The 17832-nt window shown below is 72.6% G+C and carries 12 protein-coding genes; 5 read left to right on the top strand and 7 right to left on the bottom strand.

Annotated features, from left to right (window positions below):
- Positions 1-57: 57 nt before the first annotated feature.
- Positions 58-942 carry a MurR/RpiR family transcriptional regulator gene (locus G3I78_RS01770; RefSeq protein WP_164420917.1) on the bottom strand — a complete coding sequence of 295 codons (885 nt, stop codon included), beginning with the start codon at positions 940-942 and terminating at the stop codon, positions 58-60.
- A gap of 119 nt (positions 943-1061) precedes the next feature.
- Here G3I78_RS01770 and G3I78_RS01775 point away from each other — a divergent pair, with 119 nt between their 5' ends.
- Positions 1062-1826, top strand: a complete 765-nt coding sequence (locus tag G3I78_RS01775; RefSeq protein ID WP_164420918.1) for an SIS domain-containing protein — start codon at positions 1062-1064, stop codon at positions 1824-1826.
- Positions 1827-1913: 87 nt separating this feature from the next.
- Here G3I78_RS01775 and G3I78_RS01780 read toward each other — a convergent pair whose 3' ends face one another.
- The 4 genes from G3I78_RS01780 to G3I78_RS01795 form a co-directional block, all read right to left on the bottom strand.
- The gene (locus G3I78_RS01780; protein WP_164420919.1) at positions 1914-4976 is read right to left on the bottom strand and encodes a beta-N-acetylglucosaminidase domain-containing protein; all 3063 of its coding nucleotides are present in this window, start codon (positions 4974-4976) and stop codon (positions 1914-1916) included.
- 47 nt (positions 4977-5023) lie between these two features.
- Complete coding sequence (locus G3I78_RS01785) at positions 5024-6064, bottom strand: lysylphosphatidylglycerol synthase transmembrane domain-containing protein (protein WP_164420920.1); 1041 nt, start codon at positions 6062-6064, stop codon at positions 5024-5026.
- A 225-nt stretch (positions 6065-6289) separates the two neighbouring features.
- Positions 6290-6748 carry a peptidase inhibitor family I36 protein gene (locus G3I78_RS01790; protein ID WP_164420921.1) on the bottom strand — a complete coding sequence of 153 codons (459 nt, stop codon included), beginning with the start codon at positions 6746-6748 and terminating at the stop codon, positions 6290-6292.
- A 117-nt stretch (positions 6749-6865) separates the two neighbouring features.
- Positions 6866-7759 (bottom strand): hypothetical protein, encoded by an 894-nt coding sequence (locus G3I78_RS01795; RefSeq protein ID WP_164420922.1) that lies wholly within the window; start codon positions 7757-7759, stop codon positions 6866-6868.
- A gap of 385 nt (positions 7760-8144) precedes the next feature.
- Here G3I78_RS01795 and G3I78_RS01800 point away from each other — a divergent pair, with 385 nt between their 5' ends.
- Positions 8145-11381, top strand: coding sequence for a BTAD domain-containing putative transcriptional regulator (locus G3I78_RS01800; protein ID WP_164420923.1), 3237 nt, complete (start codon positions 8145-8147; stop codon positions 11379-11381).
- A gap of 114 nt (positions 11382-11495) precedes the next feature.
- Here G3I78_RS01800 and G3I78_RS01805 read toward each other — a convergent pair whose 3' ends face one another.
- Positions 11496-13463, bottom strand: coding sequence for a lamin tail domain-containing protein (locus G3I78_RS01805; RefSeq protein WP_343243626.1), 1968 nt, complete (start codon positions 13461-13463; stop codon positions 11496-11498).
- Positions 13464-13649: 186 nt separating this feature from the next.
- Between G3I78_RS01805 and G3I78_RS01810 the strand changes: the two genes are divergently transcribed.
- The 3 genes from G3I78_RS01810 to G3I78_RS01820 all read left to right on the top strand — a co-directional run bounded on the left by G3I78_RS01810 (position 13650) and on the right by G3I78_RS01820 (position 16184).
- On the top strand, positions 13650-14315 hold the full coding sequence (locus tag G3I78_RS01810; protein WP_164420924.1) for a M15 family metallopeptidase: 666 nt from the start codon (positions 13650-13652) through the stop codon (positions 14313-14315).
- Between the two features lie 88 nt (positions 14316-14403).
- Positions 14404-14937 carry an RNA polymerase sigma factor gene (locus tag G3I78_RS01815; protein ID WP_164420925.1) on the top strand — a complete coding sequence of 178 codons (534 nt, stop codon included), beginning with the start codon at positions 14404-14406 and terminating at the stop codon, positions 14935-14937.
- A gap of 101 nt (positions 14938-15038) precedes the next feature.
- Positions 15039-16184 (top strand): NlpC/P60 family protein, encoded by a 1146-nt coding sequence (locus G3I78_RS01820; RefSeq protein WP_164420926.1) that lies wholly within the window; start codon positions 15039-15041, stop codon positions 16182-16184.
- Positions 16185-16239: 55 nt separating this feature from the next.
- On the opposite strand, the gene G3I78_RS01825 is transcribed toward G3I78_RS01820, so the two are convergent.
- Positions 16240-17748 (bottom strand): alpha/beta hydrolase, encoded by a 1509-nt coding sequence (locus G3I78_RS01825; RefSeq protein ID WP_164420927.1) that lies wholly within the window; start codon positions 17746-17748, stop codon positions 16240-16242.
- Positions 17749-17832 lie beyond the last annotated feature (84 nt).

The following is a 17832-nucleotide window of genomic DNA, read 5'->3' on the forward strand; positions in this document are numbered from 1 at the left end:
TTCAAACAACCACCTTCGGGTATCTCAGGTGGTTCATCCATACATTCCGAGCCGTGATCACCTGGCCCGGCGGTTCTTCACCGCGTGCTGCGGGGTGATGTGGTCGGTGAGCGCCAGCGAGGCGCTGGCCCGCTGGTAGGCGACCTGGCCGACCCGGACGTAGAGGCAGTCGACGATCATCAGGACGGAGTGCCGGCCGCCGATGCTGCCGGTGCGGAAACTGGTCTCCGAGGTCGCCGAGATGAGCCGGATGTCGGCGGCCTTGGCCAGCGGGGAGCGCGGGTCGGTGGTGATGGCGACGGTCGTCGCGCCCCGCTCCTTGGCCATCTCGAAGGGTTCGAGGGTCTCGCGGGTGGCACCCGAGTGGGAGATGCCGATCGCCACGTCGGCCGGGGTGAGCAGGGCCGCGGAGGTGGCCGCGCCGTGCACCTCGGTCCAGCCGCGGACCTGGCAGCCGATGCGGAACAGCCGGGTCTCGGTCTCCTGCGCGACCGCGCCGCTGCCGCCGACGCCGTACACGTCGATGCGGCGGGCCTTGGCCAGCGCCTGGGACGCGCGCTCCAGGGCGTCGAGGTCGATGCGCTCGATGGTCTGCTGGATCGCCCGCAGATCCGCGCTGCCGACCACCTGGACGACCCGCTCCAGGCTGTCGTCGGGCGAGATGTCGGGGCCGATCTCGGCCGAGCCCCAGTCGGAGACCTCGCCGCGGCCGCGCTCCTGGGCCAGTTCGATCAGCAGATGCTGGTAGGAGTCGAGCCCGATGGCCCGGCAGAACCGGGTCACCGTGGCCTGCGAGGTTCCGGTGCGGCGGCCCAGCTCGGCCGCCGAGCAGTGGGTGACGGCGGCCGGATCCTCCAGGATCAGCTCGCCGACCTTCCGCAGGGAACCGGCCAGCCGGGGCAGCTCGGTGCGGATCAAGGTGGTGACGTCGGTCGGAGGCATGGAAAGAAGGTATCAGCCACCCTTTGGGCCGCTGATTGAATACCAGGACCGTCCTGTGATTTATTGATTCACCGATGGGTGATTGAATGGTGGTTCAATCCATCAGTGGGGAGTGTCGCGTGTCCGTCGAGTCAGTGAGCGCCCAGGGCTTCGCCGAACAGAGCCTGGACGTCCTCCGTCACATCACCGAGTCCGCCCGCGAGGACGTGCGCCGCGCCGCCGGGCTGATCGCGGACTGCATCCGCGCCGACGGCGTCGTCCAGGCCTTCGGCACCGGGCACTCCCAGGCGATGGTCCTGGAGGTCGCGGGCCGCGCGGGCGGGCTCGTGCCCACGAACCGGCTCCAGATGTCCGACCTCGTCGTCTACGGCGGTGACGCGCCGGGCGTCCTCGACGATCCGCTGCTGGAGCGCGAGCCGGGAGTGGCGGTGCGGCTGTACGAACTCGCCGCTCCCCAGGTCCAGGATCTCTTCGTCATCATCTCCAACTCCGGTGTCAACAACGTCATCGTGGAGATGGCCCTGCACGCGAAGGCCCAGGGCCACAAGCTCCTCGCCATCACGTCCCTGACACACACGGGGGCGGTCCCCGCGGGGCACTCCAGCGGGAAGAAGCTGGTGGATCTCGCGGATGTGGTGCTGGACAACGCGGCGCCGGTCGGGGACGCGATGTTGTCCTTGCCGGGGGGTGGGGCGGTGGGGGCGCTGTCCACGCTGACCGGGGTGATGCTGGTGCAGATGGCTGTGGCCGAGGCGTCCGGCTTGTTGCTCGCGGCGGGGGAGCGTCCGCCGGTCTACGTGTCGGCCAACGTGCCTGGTGGGTTCGAGGGGAATCTGGAGTTGGAGAAGCGGTATGCGGGGCGGGTTCGGCGTACGGCTACCTGAGGTTCGGGGTTTCTGGGGTATCGCGGGGAACTTGCGGCCGGTGGGGGCTGGTCGCGCAGTTCCCCGCGCCCCTATGTCGACTGACCCTTACTTCACGGGTACGGGAGTCAGAGCAACCGCCAGTGGATAGGCGCCGGTTGTGTAGGGCTTGCCGGTGCTGCCTGTGCTTGTGTTCACCGGTACCAGGGAGTTGCCGTCCGCCGTGGTGACGTAGGCCGTGGTGCCGTTCCAGTCGAGGGACACGTCGAAGGCCGACTTGCCGACCTTGACCGTGGTGCCGGGGGCGCCGGTGACCGTGTTCACCGGGGTGATCGTGTCGCCGTTGCTCGGGCTGACCCAGAGGGTGCGGCCGTCCGGGGAGAGACCGAGGCCGTAGGCCTGGCCGGTGACCAGGAGGGTCGGTTCCGTGTCGTTCGTGGCCGTGTCGATCGGGGTCACCGTCGAGCCGCCCGAGTTGGAGACGTAGACCGTCTTTCCGTCCGGCGCCGCCACCACGTTGAAGGGGCTCGGGCCCACCGGGATCGGCTTGCCCGCCTCGGCGGTGGTGAGGTCCACGGGCGTGACCGTGTTGTCGTGGATGTTGGCCACGTACAGGGTGCCGCCGTCGGGGGTGATCGCCATGTTCTCGGGCCCTGAGCCGACTTGGACCGGCGTACCCGCGGTCAGCGTGCCGGTGTCGATCGGCTGGACCGTGCCGTCCGTGTAGTTGGCGACCCAGAGCGTGCCGCCGTCCGGGGTGAGCGCGAGGCCGGCCGGGACCTTGCCGACGGCCACCGTGGCGGTGACCTTGCCGGTCGGTACGTCGATCACGCTGACCGTGTCGGAGCCCTGGTTCGCCGCGTACGCCGTACGGCCGTCCGCGCTCACCACGACCTCGCCTGGGTTGGCGCCGACGGCGATGTTCGTCGTCGTCCCGGAAGTGAGGTCGATCGAACTCACCGACGCGCCGCTGAAGTTCGCCGTCAGGGCTCGGGGCGTGCCGGTGCCGTCCGTGACCTGGACCGGGAGTGCGCGGTCGAGGATGCCGGTGCCTTCGACGACGATCGCGTGCACGCCCTCCGTCCTGCCCGTGATGGTGATGGTGGCCTTGGTGTCCGTGCCTGCCGAGGGCGTGGCGGTGACGCCGTCGGGTACGTCGAGCTTCCAACTGACCGGCTTGTCCTGGGCGTCGGAGAGGTCGAGCGTGACCGTCGCGGAGGCTCCCGGCTTCAGGGAGAGGGACGCGGGGGAGAAAGAGGCGTCCACACCGGGGTCGGGGGCGTTCTCCAGCATCGTGGTGTAGAGGAACTGGTCCATGACGCCCGGCGAGACCTGCTGCGGGACCGTGTCCAACTCCTTGCGGTCCTGCTGGAGTTGGGCCCAGTACGTCGAGACCGCGTCCGTGTCACCGGCCTTGTGGGCCAGCAGCAGGTCCACGGCCGTCCCGCCCGCGCCGCCGTAGCCGCCGAGTTTGTCGAGCCAGGCGGAGATCTCGTCGAGGAACCCGGGGTTGTCGAGCCGGGCGCGCAACTGGGCCGGGGTGGCGGCCATGTCGGCGAAGTAGGACTTCAGCCGGGCCGCCGCCCGGTCGAGGCCGCTGTTCTGCTCGTACGCCTTGCGGAAGGCGGCGATCAGCTTCGTCAAGGTGGGGGACTCGGCGGGGTCGAGCTGGGAGGAGCGGTTGTTCTCGGCGAAGATCCGGAGCCACTTGGCGGCCTTGGGCCCGGCGAGATCCTTCACCGAGGCGAGGAACGCCCTGTCCGGGTCGTAGGAGTTCGGGTTCCAGAGGTAGGCGGCCGAGGTGAACAGGGCGATCCGGCTCGCCTCGCCCTGGACCATCGGGTTGGCGGTCACACCGGTCGCCGCCGAGGCGACTCCGGGTTCGCGGCCGGTGTAGGGGCCGAGGAGGAGACGGCTGGTGACGTAGTCGTTGACCGGGTAGTTGTCCCAGACCAGGATCGGGTGGCCGTAGACCTCGCGGGCCTGCCCCACCTGCTCGGCCGTGATGGTGGGCGCGATGACGCCGACACCGGTCCACTCGACGACCACGGACGGGTCCAGCTGCTCCCGCAGGGCCTTCTTGTACGGGGAGTCGGCGAGGTCGGAGTACTCGGTGGGGACCATCTCCAGCGGTTCGAGACCGGTGTGGTCCGCGGTGAACCGCTTCCAGACCGTGTTCAGCAGATGCGCCTGCGCGGCACCGGCCGCACCGCCGCCCGTCCCGAACTCCCGCTCGTCCTCGGGGCAGTTCCACTTGGTGTAGCTGATGTCGTCCAGCGGGATCGCGAAGGAACGGACACCGATGGCGTACAGCGAGTCGAACTTCGCGGTCAGCGCCTTGACGTCCGCGTCGGAGGAGTAGCAGACCGACAGGCCGGGGGAGAGGGCGTAGGTGAAGCGGACGTGGTTCGCGGCGGCGCGGTCCACCAGCTCCTTGAGCTGGGCGAGTTCGGCGGGCGGGTACTCGTCGCGCCAGCGGGCCCGCAGATAGTCGTCGTCCTTGGGGGAGTAGACGTAGACGTTCTGCTTCGTCCGGCCGTAGAAGTCGAGCTGGCTCAGCCGCTCGGCATGTGTCCACGGGGTGCCGTAGAAGCCCTCGATCACCCCGCGCAGGGCCGCGGTGGGCCAGTCGCGGATCGTGGCCTCGGGCAACTCATGCTTGCCGGCGAGGAGTTGGCGCAGGGTCTGGGCCGCGTAGAAGGTGCCGGTGGTGTCGGTGCCGGACAGGGCGAGCAGCGCCCGGCCCTGGCTGCGGCCGGCGGCCAGGACATAGCCGCCGGAGGGGAGGCCGGCCGGGGAACCGGCCTTCAGCCGCTTCAGTGCCTGGGCGGTGGCGCTGTTCTCGCCGGGGCCGCCGAGGTAGACGGTGAGGGCGGACGGGGGCGGCCGGTCGCCGGCGTGGACCGTGGTGATGCGGTCGGCCCCGGCGGCCTTGAGTCCCGCCTCGACCACCCGGCGGGCCGAGGGGTCGGTGCCGGGGCCGACGACCTCCACCACCCGTTCGGGGACGGGCAGTTGGCCGCGTGCCACGCTCATGCTCTGCGGAGTCGGCCAGACCTGGGGCGCGGACTGCCGGGGCTCGGCGGCGGCGGGTGCCGCCGGGGCCGCGAGGCCGAGGGCCAGGAGCAGAGCGGCGGCGGCCGTACGTCTGAAGTTGATGAATGAATCCACCCTGGAAGGCTAGAGATGTTGAATGAAGCATTCAATGGGGCGAACGTTCAAAGAACCTTCCGGTGGACGAGGGCCGACATGCAGAGCACACCCGGCAGCAGCGGGAGCCAGACCGTCAGGACCCGGTAGCCGATGAGGGCCGCGGTGCCGACGCTCACCGGGACGCCGTAGACGGCGAGGGTGAACACCATGGCCGCGTCGATCGGGCCGATACCGCCCGGCGCGGGCACGGAGCCGACCGCGGTGCTCGCGGCGAGGTACGCGAAGGCGACCTGGGCCCAGGACAGGGTCATGCCGAGCGACGCGCCGACCGCGTGGATCACGCTCGCCTGGAGAAGGGGCGCGGCGGCCGCGCCGCCCCAGAGGGCGAGGACGCGGCTCGGCATGGTGTGCAGACGGCGGGCGTCGGTCAGGGCGGTGCGCACGAAGGTGACCGCCGGGCGGCGCAGCGGGCAGACCAGGATCAGCAGCAGGAGCGTGCCGCCGAGTCCGAGGCCCGCGGCCACCAGGGGCAGGAACAGCATGCGCCGGTCCGGGACCAGGTCACCGATGCGCAGCAGACCGGGCAGCGTGATCAGGAAGCCCAGCAGCACCAGCGTCTTCGCGATCGGCCTGACCAGCGCGTACAGGGCGAGCGAGGCGGTGGCCCGGGCCAGCGCGATGCCCTGCCCCTGGAGGAAGCGCAGGGTGACCGCGTGGGCGCCGAGGCTCGCCGGCAGGACGTGGTTGGCGGCACCGGCGGCGAACTGCGAGGCCACCAGCAGGCCGGGCGGCAGCCGCTCGGGCAGCGCGCCCTGGCGGACGACGGAGTTGGAGATCCAGCCCAGGCAGGTGTAGAAGAGCCCGATCAGCAGCCAGCCCGGGTCGGCCGAGGCGAGCCGCGCGGTGCCCTCGTACAGGGCACGCCAGTCCAGCACCGCCCATACGCCGATGAGCAGCAGGGGGAGCAGGGTGAGCGCGCGGCGGGCGAGGCGCGGCAGGGAGCGGCGGGAACCGGTCGCGGCGGGGGCGCCGACCGGGAGCGGGGCCGGGGCCGGAGCGGGGGCGGGGAGCGGACCCGGGGGACCTTCGAGCGGAAGCAGGGACACGGCGCACGTCGTCCTTTCGCGTCATGCCCCGTGCGAGGCACGGGGCATGACGGAGGCAAGGCGATGCAGAGGGGACGAGGGAAACGTTCCCGCTCGGTGTGACGTTCAAATGTCCGGCAGCCGAAGGAGCGCGGGCGGGTGGGCGACACGGGGTGGGGCGGCGGTGACGGAAAGGGGTCCGCCCCGGCACCCGTGACCGGGTGCCGGGGCGGGGCCGCGGGTGGGTCAGCCCTGGCTGCAGTAGTCGACCCAGCGGTGCGAGGAGATGTTGTTGTTGACGCTCTTGCCGAACTGCTCCAGGCCGGCGCCGTAGGTGAAGCGGTAGTTGCCGGTCGTCGTGTCGTTCCAGCGGTCGCCCTGGCTGATGCAGGCGTGCGCGCCACCGCCGTTGAGGGCCGTGTACAGGTCGACGGCGTCGTTGCCGCCCGCGTAGCCGTTGTTCCAGATGTCGGAGGTCAGGTTGCGGCAGGAACCCCAGTCGTTGGAGTTGCCGGCCCACTTGCACTCACGGCCGCCGCCGTTGGGCTGGGTGTACACGTGGAGGTAGCCGTCCGCGGAGGCCAGCTGGACGGACTTCGTTCCCTGCGAGCCCGACTCGGCGGCGCTGGCGCCGGTGACCGGGGCGAAGAGGACGGCGACGGCCGCGGCGGAGGCGGCGACGGTGAGGACACGCTTGATGGACATGGTGATTCCTTCGCTTGGTGACGCCTGATCAGCAGTGAGTGATCGGTGGTGGGTGTGGGGAAGGGGTGGTGCGACCACGGCCGTGCCGTGGTGGTCGGTGGGGCGGTCCGCCGGGGCTCAGCCGCCGGTGATGACGGACCTCGCCCGGGGCAGCGCCTCGCGCTTGAGGCGGTCGAGATCGGCCGTCGGGCCGGGATAGCGGGAACGCAGTTCGGCCCGGTACTCGGTGTCCAGGGACCTGGCCACGGACGCGAGCCCCGTGGACCCGGCGCAGTCGGCCTCGGCCGAGGCCAGCCGCACCTCCTTCGCGTGCGGCCACGGCCGGTCCGGCCTGGTGGCCGCGGCACGGGCCTCGGCCGGGCCCGGATAGGAGTAGCCCTCGGCCTTCATGCAGCGCGCCCAGGACTTCGCGGCCGCCCGGTACCGCTTGTCGCCGAGGACCATGCCGACCCGCATGCCGCCCAGGCTGTCGGTGATCCGGGTGGCCCGGAACCAGGCGGGCAGGTCCTCGTACAGCGTCCGCTGCGCCTCGGAGGCACAACCCTGGTCGCTGTGGGTGACCTTCATGCCGCCCGGCAGCCGGGCGGAGAGTCCGGTCGGCCGGGCCCCGTTGAGCGCGCTCACCAGGGCGGGCGCCCGGTCGGCCGGCATGGACCGGAAGTACCGCTGGTTGGGGTCGCGCCGGACCTCCTGCTGCCGCGCCCGGTACAGGTCGGTGCCGTAGCCGTGCCGGGCGGCCCAGGCCGGGTCGTCGACGACGTACGGGAACCTGCTCACCCCGTCCTTCGACGGCTGCTCCTCGACCCAGTACTTGTATCCCTGCTTCTCCATGCACTTCTTGATCAGGAGCTGCTCGGCGAGGTGCAGGGCCTGCTCCGGGTCGGCCGGGACACGCCGGTCGGCGGCGGCGGTGCCCCGGGCGGTGGCCGGTGACGACGTACCGTCCGCGCACCCTGCGAGCGTCGCCGTCAGGAGGGCGGCGGTCAGGAGGAGCAAGGTCCGGCGTGGCATCGGGCGACTCCCTGGGCGCGATGGAAACGGCTTGTGCTTTCAGGCCGTTGACGCCTCTCGCGGCCCGTCCGTATGACATCCGCGCACAAGAAATATCGGTCCCGGGAGACTTCGCCGGCGACTCATACGAACGCCCGTGTACAGCTGTCCCTCAGCTGAGGGACAGCTGTACACGGACATCGAATTCCAGCCAACTGCCCCCGAGGGGAAATCCGCACGCTTTCCCCGCCGACACCCGGCACCAAGCCCCATCAGCGCCCTGACCTCGGGTGACGGACCGGCCGGAACCGGCCACGACGGATCGCCGCTCACCCTTCTCCGGCACCTCCCGTCGATATCGTCGAACACGCATCCGTGGGGCGGGCGGTACGGCGATCGGGGAACGATGCTCCATATACGTCTGCTCGGTCCTGTGGAGGTGTGGGAGGGCAGCCGAAGGGCCCCGCTCGGCGGGGTCAGACCCCTGGCGGTGCTGTCCGCACTCGTCGTCCACCTGGGCGAGGTGCTCTCCACCGAGCGGCTCGTGGACTGCGTCTGGGACGAACAGGCCCCCGCGACCGCCAGCGCCCTCGTCGCCACCCATGTCTCCGCCGTACGCCGTGCGCTGGCCCGCGTCGGCGAGGCCGAGGTGATCAGGACCAGACCGCCGGGCTACGTCGCCGATCTCGACCCCGGCCAGGTCGACGCCCGCCGCTTCGAGGAACTCCTCACCTCCGGCCGGGCCGCGGTCGCCGGGGGCCGGCCGGGCGAGGCCGCCGAACTGCTGGCCGAGGCGCTCGGACTGTGGCGGGGCCAGGAGGCCCTGGAAGGGCTCGGCCAGTCCTTCGCCCGGATCGAGGCGGCCCGGCTGGCCGAACTGCGGCTGGTCGCCCAGGAGGAGTCCTTCGGCCTGCACCTGGAGCTCGGCCGCGCGGACCGGACCATCGCCCCCCTGCTCGCCCACGTCGCCGCCCACCCGCTCCGCGAACGCCCGCGCGGCCAGCTGATGACCGCCCTGTTCCGCACCGGACGCGTCTCCGACGCCCTGCGCACCTACCAGGAGGGCCGGGAGGCGCTGCGCGAGGAACTGGGCATCGACGCCGGTCCTGAACTGCGGGCCCTGCACAAGGCGGTGCTCACCAACGACCCCGCGCTGCTCGGCACCGACCATCGGCCGGGCGGCCCCGCACCGCTCGGCACCGGCACCGGCCCGCCGGTCCCCGAGAGGGACCCGCACCCGGACCACCGGCAGCGGGCCACGAGCCGTACGACGACCATGGCGGTCGGGGCGGCCGGAGGCACCGCGCTCTCCGGCACCCCGCTCTCCGGTGCCGGGCCCGGCGGTGTGCCGGGTGATGCCGGCACGCGGCCCGGGAGGCCCGCCCCCTCCCATCTCCCCCCGGACATAGCCGACTTCGTCGGCCGGGCGGAGCAGGTCGACTGGGCCGTCTCGCTGTTGGGCGGGGTCGACGACCCGGGCCGTACCGCCCCGCCGATCGGGGTGATCTCCGGCCGCTCCGGCACGGGCAAGACCGCGCTCGCCGTGCACGTCGGCCACCGCGCCGCCGAACTCTTCCCGGACGGCCGCCTGTTCGTCGACCTGCGGGCCGCCGACACCGCCCCGCTGCAACCCGCCGCCGCCCTCGCCCGGCTGCTGCGCGCCATGGGCGCCGAACCGGAGAGCCTGCCCAGCTCGGTCGAGGAGCTGACCGGCCTCTACCGCACCCACACCGGGCACCGGCGCATCCTGCTGATCCTCGACAACGCCGCCGGTGAGGCGCATGTACGGCCCCTGCTGCCGCCCGGCCCCGGCTCCGCGGTCCTCGTCACCAGCAGGCGCCGGCTGGTCGCGCTGGAGGGCGCCGCGCACCTCGACCTGACCGTCCCGGACCAGGAGGAGGCCCTCGAACTCCTGCGCAGGGTGGCCGGCGAGGACCGCACCCGCGCCGAGCCCGAGCAGACCGCCGAGATCGTCTCCCTGTGCGGGCGGCTGCCGCTCGCCGTCCGTATCGCCGGGGCACGGCTCGCCGCCCGCCCGCACTGGGTGCCCGGCCGGCTCGCCGCCCGGCTGCGGGACGAGCGGCTGCGGCTCAACGAACTGCGCGCCGGGGACCTGGAGTTGCGCACCAGCCTCCAGCTCGGCTACGCCGACCTCGACCCGCAGGAGCAGCGCGCCCTGCGCCGCCTGGCCCTGCTCGACCTGCCCGACTTCGCCGCCTGGATCGCCGCGCCCCTGCTGGACATCGGCACGGAGGAGGCCGAGGAGGCCGTCGAGCGGCTGGTGGACTGCCACTTCATCGACGTGATCGGCGTGGACGACACCGGGCGCGGCCGCTACCGCATCCACGACCTGGCCCGCGAACACGCCCGTGAGCGCTGTCTGTCGGAGGAGAGCACCGAGGACCGGACGGCGGCCGTGCTGCGGCTCGTGGAGTGCTGGCTGGGGCTCGCCCAGAAGGCCGCCGCGCAGGGCCCCGGCGGCGCGACGCGCTACTTCCCCGAACCGGCCGCCGTACGGCCCGTCGACCCGCTCGACCCGTGCGCCGAGGAGGACCTGCTCACCCGGCCCGCCGCCTGGTTCGACGCCGAACAGGCCGGGCTGCTGGCCGCCGTGGAGTACTGCGCCGACCACGGCATGGACCGCGCCGCCCGCGACCTCGCCGGGGCGCTCATCGCCAGCTCGGTCGCGCTGTACAACCAGTTCGACGCCTGGTCCCGCTCGCACACCGCGGCGATGGCGGCGGTCCGGCGCAGCGGGGACCGGGAGGGCGAGGCGTGGCTGCTCGCCGGGCTCGGCCAACTCCGCTACGAACAGGACCAGTTCGAGGAGTCGTACGCCTACTTCCGGGACGCCCTGCGGCTGTTCGAGACGCGGGACGGCGGGGCGCAGGGCGCGACCCAGGCCCTCGTCGGCATGGCCACGGCCCGGCGTGAACAGGCCTGCTTCCCCGAGGCGTTGGAACTCCTGGAGGACGCCCTCGCGCGGTACGGCGAGGTCGACGACCCCGGCGCCCGGGCCCAGGTGCTGTACGGCATCGGCTGTGTGCACCGGGAACAGGGCAACGGCCCCGCGGCCCGTGAGGCGCTGTCCCGGGCCATGGAGTTCTACCACGGCGACGGCGACCGGCACGGTGAGGCGCTGAGCCTGCGGTCGCTGGCCCTGTGCCATCGGGCGGAGGGCGCTCTGGCCGACGCAGAGCGGCTGCTGCGGGACGCGCTGCGGGCCTTCACCGACCTCGACGACACCTTCGGCGTGATGTACACCGAGCAGTCGCTCGCCAAGGTGGAGCTGCGGCAGGGCCGGCTGTCCGAGGCGCGGGAACGGCTCGGGCGGTGCCTGGAGGTGGCCCGCGACCGGCAGGACCGGTTCGGGGAGGCGCTGGTGCTGCGGACCCTGGGCGAGTGGCACCTGGCGAGCGGGGACACCGAGGGCGCGCGGGAGCCGTTGGAGCGGGCGGTCGCCGCGTGGGCGGCGCTGCGGCTGCCGCTGTGGCGGGCACGGACGCTCTGGGACCTGGCGGAGGTGCGGGAGGCCGACGGCGAGGCGGAGGTGGCCTCCGCCGCGCGGGCCGAAGCGATGGGTGTGTTCCGGGAGTTGGGGGCGAGGGAGGCACGGGAGCGCGGGGATTTCTCGGAGGGCTGAGGCAGCTCTGGCCGAGAGGACGCGCACGCCCCTGTCCGCTCTCGCCGTCCGCCGTGCGGGGCGCCTCACCTGGGAGTCGCCCTGCACGGCTGCCGTCTTCCGCGCCGCGCGGAATCAGCAGGGGAAGGTGCCGCTGTAGAGGGCGTGGCCGTAGGAGGAGCTGCCGGAGCCGAAGCCGTAGACGCCGTCGTCGGACCAGACCGCCTCGCGGAAGCCGTTGACGCAGGTCGACGCCGGCGCGAGGGCGAAGCCCTCCAGGTTGTCGGCCGGCATGACGGCCGGGTTGGTGTACGTCACGTCCGGAACGATCGCGCCGGCCGTGCCGACCTTCAGGAAGGTGTGCGTCTCACCGCAGGTGTTGTCGCAGGTCGCGACGAGACGCTGAGTCCCGGCGTCGAACGTCACGTCCATCACCGAGGCCTTGCCGGTGGCGACGGTGCCGAACGTGGTGAACGTACCGTCGGAGTTGAGGCCGTACACGTGCAGCGAGCCGTCCCACTCCAGGCCGGCGAAGAACAGACCCGAGCCGTGCAGCGGGTAGTTCGCCGGGTTGTAGGCGGCGCCGGTGCGCGGGTCGACCCAGCCGTTCGCGGTCAGCCAGCTGTCCGGGACGTAACCGACGCCCTCGAAGCCCAGGTTGGCGTCGTCCTTGTCGCCGGTGTCGAGCTGCGGGAACTGCGCGGTCATGTCCCACTGGTGGACCGGCGTGAGGGTCGAGCCGGTCGCGGCCGGGTCGAACTCCATGACCGTGTCCTTGGGGACCGTGTTGTCGGCGTTGTCCCGCTCGGAGGTCACGTAGACATGGCCGTTCGCGCCGACCGTCAGGCCCTCGGAGTCCGGCTCGCCGGAGCCGCCCGCGAAGCGGATCTGCTTGCCGGTCGCGCTCCAGGACGCGTCCGGGACCCACTTGCCGTTGCTCTTGACCAGCTTGAACAGCCAGTTCTTGTTCTTCGCGGCCCACAGCACCGACGGGTTCGCCGGGTCGAACGCCAGACCGCTGAGGTCGCGGCCCTCGGGCCCGGTGGTTGTGGTGAACGCGCACACGTTGTCGGCGATCGTCACGTCCAGGCCGCCCGGCCACGCCAGGGTGCCCGCAGGCGTGGCGCCCGTGCCGGAAGGTGCCTCGGGGGCGCAGCCGCTGGTGAGCGAGCCGCCACCGCCCAGCAGTTGGCCGGTCTGACCGCCGCCACCGCCGCTGCCCGAGCAGGAGTTCGCGCTGCCGAGGGTCGCGGTCGTGGCGGTGCGGAACCAGCCGGTGCCGTTGGCGCAGCGCTCGTCCGACGGCTTGGCGCCGTCGGCCGCCCAGGTCACCGAGTCGACGGTGTCGCCGCTGCCGTCGAGGAGGAAGAGTGAGTCGTTGTCGCCCAGTCCCAGCGAGGAGTCGAAGGTGACGTAGCCGCCCGCGGGAATGCTGGTCGCGCTCGGCGAGGACGACGACACCGAGACCGGCGAGTGGCCGGTGTCGCCGTCGGTGTACTTCCACGAGCCGACGCTCACCGCGCTCGTGCCGCCGTTGTACAGCTCCACGGTGTCCGAGCCGTTCGAGGTGACCTCGTTGATCCGCACCCGGCTCGCGGCCGGGACCGACGCCGGGCAGCCGCCGGAGTTCGCGGCGCCGAACGTGGCCGTCGTCGTGGTCACCCACGCCCCGGTGCCGTCGCCGCCGCAGCGCGCCATCGCCGGCTTCGCCTTGTCGCCGGCCCAGTCGACGCGGTCGACCACCGTGCCGCCGGACGTGTAGACCACCAGCTTGTCCGAGTCGCCCAGACCCTTGGGCGAGTCGAAGGTGACGAAGCCGCCCGCCGGGATGCTGGAGGCCGACGGGCTGAACGACTGCGCCGAGAAGCTGTCGTCCGACATCTTCCAGCCGCTGACGCTCACCGCGGCCGAGCCGGAGTTGTACAGCTCCACCGTGTCACTGTTCGACGAGGTGACCTCGTTGATCCGAACGTTCTGGTAGCCGGACGGGTCCGCGGCGGCCGCGGGCTGCGCGACGACCACCCCCGTGACGAGCAGTCCTGAAAGCGTCATGGCCGCGGCGCCCAGGGAGGCGACGCCGGTACGCGAGAGTGAGGTAGGCACGAGGCGGAACTCTGGCCAAACGGTGTTGAAACAGCGTGTACTCCAGCCGAACTCCACCTGCTGGCCACCGGAACGCCAAGCGCGCCACACCGTGGACGGCGTGCTGCAACAGCCCTGCAGGACCCTGGTCCGGCGCTTGCAGGCGATCTGCAGAGCAATTGCATCCGGGTCCGAGACGCTCTTCCCGTGACAGACATCATCACGCTCGCCGATCCCCGGGTCGCCGCGGTCGCGCAGGACGAGTGCGGGGAGCCGCTCGTCGACCTGCGGGAGGACGGGCAGCTGCTGCTCGACTCCCGGCAGGCCGACGACGAGGGCAGCTACGCGTATCTGCGGGCCGGCGCGCTGCAACGGCTCGTCAGGGCGCAGCGGCTGCTGCCCACGGGGATCCGGCTGCTGGTGGTGGAGGGGTGGCGGCCGCCGGCGCTGCAACGCCGCTACTTCGAGGAGTACGCGGCCACCCTGCGGCGGGCCCACCCGGACGCGGGTCCGGAGCGGATCCGGGAGCTGGCGAGCGCGTACATCTCCCCGCCGGAGGTCGCTCCGCACGTCAGCGGCGGGGCGGTCGACCTGACCCTGTGCGACCACACGGGCCGGGAACTGCCGCTCGGCACCGAGGTCAACGCCACCCCGGAGGAGAGCGAGGGCGCCTGCCGCACCCACGCGCCCGGTATCGGCGCCGAGGCGCGCGAGTACCGGGCCCTGCTGGGCCGGGCGCTCACCGCGACCGGATTCGTCAACTACCCGACCGAGTGGTGGCACTGGTCGTACGGCGACCGGTACTGGGCCCTGCTGCGCCGCGTACCCGCCGCCCGCTACGGCCCCGCGGACCCACCCCGCCCGCCGGACTGACCACCGGCGCGGGACGCCGTACCCACAGGCTGCCGTGCGAGGCACCGCGGGGCTCACCACGACACCGCATCACCGCAAGGGGGAACGAATGGACCAGAGTCACACCACCTGTCCACCACCGCGCCAGACCGACCACCGGATGAGCCCGGGAGACTTCGACGAGTCGTTCACGGCCGACATGCCCCGGCTGCGAAGACGGCTCCTGGCCATGACGGGGAACCCGCACGACGCCGACGACCTGCTCCAGGAGACCTATCTGCGGCTCTCCCGGCGGGCCCGCTCCCAGAGTCTGACGCGGCAGCAGCATCCGTACGCCTACACCTGTGCCGTCGCCCTCAACCTGCTCCGCGACTCCTGGCAGCATCCCTCCCGGCGCGAACGCACCACGGACCAGCTGCCGGAAGCCGGCTGGGACGGCGGACTCGCCTCCTACGAGGCCTCCGCCACGGCGCTCGCCCTGCTGAGCATGCTCTCCGAGAAGGAGGCGGCCGCGGTGATCCTCGTGGACCTGGAGGGACTCACCCACGACACGGCCGGGGAACGCCTCGGCGCCCACCGCGGCACGGTCCAGCGCAACCGCCTGCGCGGCCTGGCCAAGATGCGGGCAGCGCTTCCCCATTAGCCGGGTGGCACACCCTCACGGGGGTGGGGTGTGCCACCGCCGTACGTCTCCCTCGTACGTCTCCCTGTGTCTTTTCACCACGTCGACGAAGGAAGAGTCCCTTGCAGACCAACAGCACGCGCCGCCGGACCAGCGGCGCGATCCTGGGCGCCTCGGCCCTGGCCCTCACCGCCTTCTTCTCCGCCCCGGCACAGGCCGCCCCGGCCGCCGCCGACGCCACCTGCGGTGTCCTCGCGTCCGGTGCCTCGGCCACCGCGCAGGCCGCCGTGGACGCGGCCTGTTCGCAGATCGGCGTCTGGTACAGCTGGGGCGGCGGCCACGCGGCCACGCCCGGCGCCAGCTACGGCTACTACGACGGCTCCGACCCGGACAGCCTCCACGACAACGAGCGCAAGGGCTTCGACTGCTCGGGCCTGATGCGGTACGCCTACTACCGGGCGACCGGCAAGGACCTGCTCAACGGCACGGCCGACGACCAGTACCACACCTCGCAGGCCTCGGCCCGGTTCTCCGCCGGCCAGGGCACCGCCCCGCTGCTGCCGGGCGACCTGATGTTCTGGGGCAGCGGGCACATCCACCACGTGGCCATGTACCTGGGCAACGGCCAGATGGTCGAGGCCTACGAGTCGGGCACCCACATCAGGGTCGCGCCCGTGCGCACCGGCGGCGACTACGCGGGCGCCGTGCGCATCAACGGCTCCGGCACCCCGATCCCGCCGCCCGCCAACGGCGGCACGGTCTTCGAGACCTGGGGCACCGCAGTGCGCACCCACCGCTCCCCGAGCGTGGGCTCCGCGACCGTGGACACCTTCCCCGGACCGACCCAGGTGTCGGTGCAGTGCCAGCAGCACGCGGAGACCGTGACCGCCGAGGGCTACACCAACGACGCCTGGGCCAAGCTCGCCGACGGTTCGTGGATGACCGTCATCTACATCAAGGGCCCGGCCTGGCTGCCCGGCATCCCGGACTGCGGCGGCAGCAGCACCCCGCCCCCGTCCGGCGGCAGCAAGGCGTTCCAGACCTGGGGCACCGGGGTGCGCACCCACAGCGAGCCCAACGTCAACGCCGGTGTGGTCGACTACTTCGCGCAGCCGACCACGGTCAACGTCGTCTGCCAGGCGCACGCCCAGACGGTGACGGCCGAGGGCTACACCAACGACGCCTGGGCGAAGCTGACCGACGGTTCGTGGATGACCGTCATCTACATCAAGGGCCCGGAGTGGCTGCCCGGCGTGGCCACCTGCTGACCCGGCTCCCCGGCCTCCCCCGGCGCACCGCGCGCCGGGGGAGGCCGTCGTGCGCTCAGGACACCGCGGGCAGCCCCGGCCCCGCACACCGCACGTCCGCCGCCGGGACGGTCCCGTCGAGGAGGTACGCGGCCACCGTCCCGTCCACGCATCCGTTGCCGCGACTGGCGAACACCCCGTGCGAGTAGTCGTCGTCGAGGGTCACCAGCCTTGAACCGGGCAGCAGTTCACGCAGTGCGCGGGCCCCCTCGACCGGGGTGACGGGATCGTGCGCGGAGGCGACCAGCAGCACGGGCGGGGTGTCCGGGCCGCCGGGCCGGGTGCGCCGGGCCGGGCGGTGGTGCCAGTAGGCGCAGGCGGCGGCCTCCATGCCGGTCAGGACGGGCTGCGCGTCGACACGGCGGGTGCGGCGCAGGTCGGCCACGATCTCCCCGGCGCCCGGCCCGGGCCCGTCCGCGCACTTCACGATGCGGTTGGCCGCCTCGTAGTTGCGGGAGTCGGCGCTGTCGAAGGCGGAACCGGGCCGCAGTCCGGCCACGGAGCCGTCGGCCAGATAGCCGCGCAGCCCGTCGGCCAGCCCGGCCCAGCGCTCGGTACGGCCCAGGGCCCGGTACACGGCACGGTCGAACTCCGCGGGCCCGAATCCGCCGGGTCCGGCCACCGGCTGCGCGGCCAGCCCCTCGCGCACCTGCAGATACGACTCCCGTACGGCGCCCGCGCTCCCGCCGAGCCCGAAGCGCTCCGGGTGCCCGGCCGCCCAGCCGAAGAAGGTGTCCCGGGCCCGCAGCAGCGCCCGGCTCTGGAGCACGTCGAAGTCGTACCAGCTCCAGGGTCCGACCACGCTGTCGAGCACCAAGTGCCCGGTGCGCCCCGGGAATCGCGCCGCGTAGGCCGCGCCGAGATAACTGCCGTACGACACCCCGAGGAAGTTCGTGCGCCGCTCGCCCAGCGCGGCCCGGAGCGCGTCCATGTCGTACGCCGTCTGCTCGGTCGAGAGATACGGCAGCACCCTGGCCGAGGCCGCCGCGCAGTCGTCGGCCAGGTCCCGGAGAGAGGCGAGGTAGGCGTGCTCGGCCGTCGCGCCCACCGGGACCGGATCGGCGCCGGGGCTGTCGAACAGGCCGCCCATCGCCCCGCAGTCGGCCGGTGTGCTCCGCCCGACGCCCCGGGGGTCGAAGCCGATGACGTCGTAGGCCCGTCTGACGGACTCCGGCAGCTTGGCGCGCTTGGTCACCGCGTACGGCAGCCCGGAGCCGCCCGGGCCGCCCGGGTTCACCAGCAGGATCCCGCGCCGCTCGGCGGGTGTGCCGGAGGCGGGGACGCGGGAGACGGCCATGTCGATACGGGGTCCCGCGGGGCGGTGCCAGTCGAGCGGGACCGACATCCGCCCGCACTCGACGCGGTCGGGGGCGGCCGGCGACGGGACGGAGGCGGGGCAGGCGCCGAAGCGGAGGGGAGCCGGGGTCGAGGACGGGACCGGGGCCGGGAGCGGGGGTGCTTCGGGCAGGGGCAGCAGGGCGGTCGCGGTCACGAGGGCCCCCAGCAGGGCGGTGGGGCGGAACAAGTGTCTCTCCGATCCGTGTTCGGTAAGGGGGTGGTAAATGAAAATGATTATCGATAACGTTCTGGTGCGCAATGCCCGGCCCCT

Source organism: Streptomyces sp. SID13726 (assembly GCF_010548375.1).
Classification (GTDB): domain Bacteria; phylum Actinomycetota; class Actinomycetes; order Streptomycetales; family Streptomycetaceae; genus Streptomyces.